The organism is Rhodococcus sp. IEGM 1307 (genome assembly GCF_030056915.1).
Lineage (GTDB): Bacteria > Actinomycetota > Actinomycetes > Mycobacteriales > Mycobacteriaceae > Rhodococcus_F > Rhodococcus_F opacus_D.
On the sequence record NZ_JASHKW010000056.1, the window covers coordinates 1 to 3,300 of the forward strand.

At 68.9% G+C, this 3,300-nt stretch carries 1 protein-coding gene; it reads right to left on the reverse strand.

The features are described 5' to 3' along the window. Positions 1–3,300: non-ribosomal peptide synthetase (locus QM841_RS42760; protein WP_283336777.1), on the reverse strand; the 3,300-nt coding region annotated here is incomplete at both ends.

Sequence of the window (3,300 nt, forward strand, 5' to 3'; positions counted from 1 at the left end):
TGGTGGTGTCGTATTGGTTGAGGAACCAGATGCGTTGCTGGGCTGGCGATAACGGTGCGTACTCCGGTTCTTCCGCGGCGGCGGTCAACGGGGGGCGGGGTTCAGATCCGGTGTCGTCGAGGAGCAGTCGCGCCAGTGCGCGCGGTGTGGAGGCCTCGAACAGGCTCCGGACGGCGAGGTCGGTGTGCAGGCTCGCGTTCACACGGGCGACGGCCCGGGTCGCCGTCAGCGAGTCTCCGCCTGCCGCGAAGAAGTCGTCGTCCACTCCCAGACTCGACAGATCGAGTGCCGCGGCGAGGGTTTCCGCGACGGTCTGTTCGAGTGGGGTGGCCGCCGACACCTGCGCGGGGAGCGGGGTGGATCGGAGGACGCGGAGTGCGTCGCGGTCGAGCTTGCCCGACGGCGTCCGCGGAATCACGTTGATTTCGACGACCGCGGACGGAACGAGCTGTGCGGGAAGCCGACCGGCCAGGTAGTCGCGGAGTTCGCGGGGTCCGGCCGCGCCGGTGGTCGTCACGTAGGAGACCAGTGTCGCGTCCTGGCCGCCTGTGTCCGGGCCGCCCGTCGAGGGGAGTGTCGCGCTGAACGTGACCGCCGGATGGCCCGACAGCACCGCGTCGATCTCGCCGGGTTCGATCCGGTACCCACGAACCTTCACCTGCGAGTCGCTGCGACCCAGGTATTCGAGGACGGCAGACCCTTCGCGTGCGGTGTTCCAGCGGACGACATCACCGCTGCGATACATGCGACCGCCCGGCGGGCCGAACGGATCGGCGACGAAACGGGTGGCGGTGAGTGCGGGCTTGCCGTGGTATCCGCGGGCGATCGCGTCGCCCGCGATGTACAACTCACCCCGGGCCCGGATCGGGACCGGTTGCATCCGAGCGTCGAGTACGACCTCCGTGACGCCGCGGATCGGGCCACCGATCACATTCGCACCGTCGGCGGCCGGATCGTCCGAGATATCCGCCGCCACAGTACTTTCCGTCGGTCCGTACGCGTTGATGAGTCGACAGTGCGGAGACCACCGGCGGATCACCTCGGGGGTGCACTTCTCCCCGCCGGTCACGACGCACTCGAGGTCGTCCAGGCGCCCCGGGGCCAGGGAAGTCAGCGTCGTGGGGGTCAGGAAAGCATGGGTCACCCGGCTGTCGGCGAGATGCCGACGCAGTTCATCTCCGCCGTAGATCGTGGTGGGCACGATCACCGCCGTGGCTCCCGCGGACCACGTGAGCAGATACTCGAGTACCGACGCGTCGAAGCTGGGAGACGCGAAATGCGCCACCCGGGACGCTGCGGTCACCCCGGTACGCTCGCGCAACGTGGTTGCGAGAGAGTTTAATCCACGATGACCGACCACCACCCCTTTCGGAACCCCGGTGGACCCGGACGTGTAGATCAGGTACGCCGCATTGTCGGGGCGGATCGTGGGCGCCGGACGAGCTTCCGAATCACGGGTGTGTGGTAGCCGGCCGGCACCCGTGCCCTCGATGTCGATCCACGTGACGGTGTCCGGCAGCGCGTCGCGACGACTGCTCGTGGTGAGCCCGACGAGGACTCCGGAATCGGTGACCATGTGCTGGATGCGGATCTGCGGATACGTCGGGTCGACGGGCACGAACGCGGCGCCGGTTCCGGCGACGGCCCAGACGGCGAGGACTGACTCGAGGGACCGCGGTATCGCGATGGCGACCACGCTTTCCGGACCCACACCCGACTCGACGAGACGGTCGGCAAGGAGCAATGCGCGGGCCTCGAGTTCGGAGTACGTCAGCCGGCGGGCCCCGTCGTCTACGGCGACGGCGTCGGGCGAGCGCTCGGCGGCGTCCGCGAGGATCGCGCCCAGGGTCCGCGGCTCCTCGGCCGCCCCACCCCGGGCGGGCACCACGGCTCGCTGCTCCGCAGCATCCAGCAGGTTCAGACGGGCGATCGGCAGGGACGCGTCGGATCCCATGGCGACGAGCACACGCGCCAGTTGTCCGAGGATCGCGTCGACGCTGTCGGCGTCGAATGCCGACAGCTGGAAGATGCCCCGCAGGTGGAGTGTGGTGTCGGTGGTGGTGGCGAGTGCGAGGGGGTAGTGGGTGGCGTCGGTGGCGGAGGTGGTGGTGATGGTGAGGTCGGTGGGTGGTGTGGTGGTGTGGTGGGGGTAGTTCTCGTGGACGGTGATGGTGTCGAAGGTGGTGGCGTGGGGGTTGGGGATGTGGGTGAGGGGGAGGTGGTGGTGGTCGAGGAGTTGTGTGTGGGTGGTGTGGGTGCGTGTGAGGAGGGTGGTGAGGGTGTCGGTGGGGTGGAGGGTGATGCGGACGGGGATGGTGTTGATGAAGAGTCCGATCATGGTTTCGATGCCGGGGATGTGGGGTGGGCGTCCGGAGACGGTGGTGCCGAAGGTGATGTCGGTGGTGCCGGTGTGGGTGGCGAGGACGAGGGCCCAGGCGGTGTCGATGATGGTGTGGAGGGTGAGGTCGTGGGTGCGGGCCACGGTCCGCAACGCATCCGTCTCGGCGGCCGTCAGTGCCACCACGCGCTCCGCGCAGGGACCTGCAACCCGGTGAGGATCGAGACCCGGTGCGAGCCGCGTAGCGTCCTCGACACCCTCGAGCGCACGACCCCACGCGGCGACGGACGCCGAGACGTCGCGTGTGCCCAGCCATTCGAGGAAATCACGGTACGGCGGCACCGGCGCAAGAGCATCGGGATCGGCGTGGTGCTCATAGAGCTCGAGGAGTTCGTGCAGCAGTAGTGGGGTGGACCAGCCGTCGAGTACCAGATGATGGTTGGTGAGCACCAGGTGGTGGTCGTCGGGGCCGGTCGTCACGAGGGTGAATCGCAGGAGTGGCGGCTCGGCCGGGTCGAACGGCGCGGCGCGGTCCGCGCTGACGATGTCGCCGAGTTCTTCGGCGGGACGGTGTGCGGTGGTGACGTCGTGGTGCGCCCAGGCGAGAGCAGTGGTCGTGACGACCTGTACCGGTGTGCCGTCCGCCGTGTGAGTGAAGGCCGTGCCCAGGTTCGGATGACGACCGAGCAAGGCTGCCACGGCGTCGCGGAGACGGTCGGCGTCGAGGGGTCCGTCGATGTCGAGGACGAGTTGGACGACGTACGCGTCGGCAGCGGGGCCGCCGAGTTCGGCGTGGAAGAGAAGACCGGCCTGCAAGGGGGTGAGGGGCCAGACGTCGGTGAGGGTGGGGTAGTGCTGGTGGAGTGCGTCGAGGGCGGGTTGGTCGAGGTGGACGAGGTCGAGGTCACTGGGGGTGAGCCGGCCGGCGCCGGGTCGGCTGATGTGGTCGGCGAGGGCGGTGA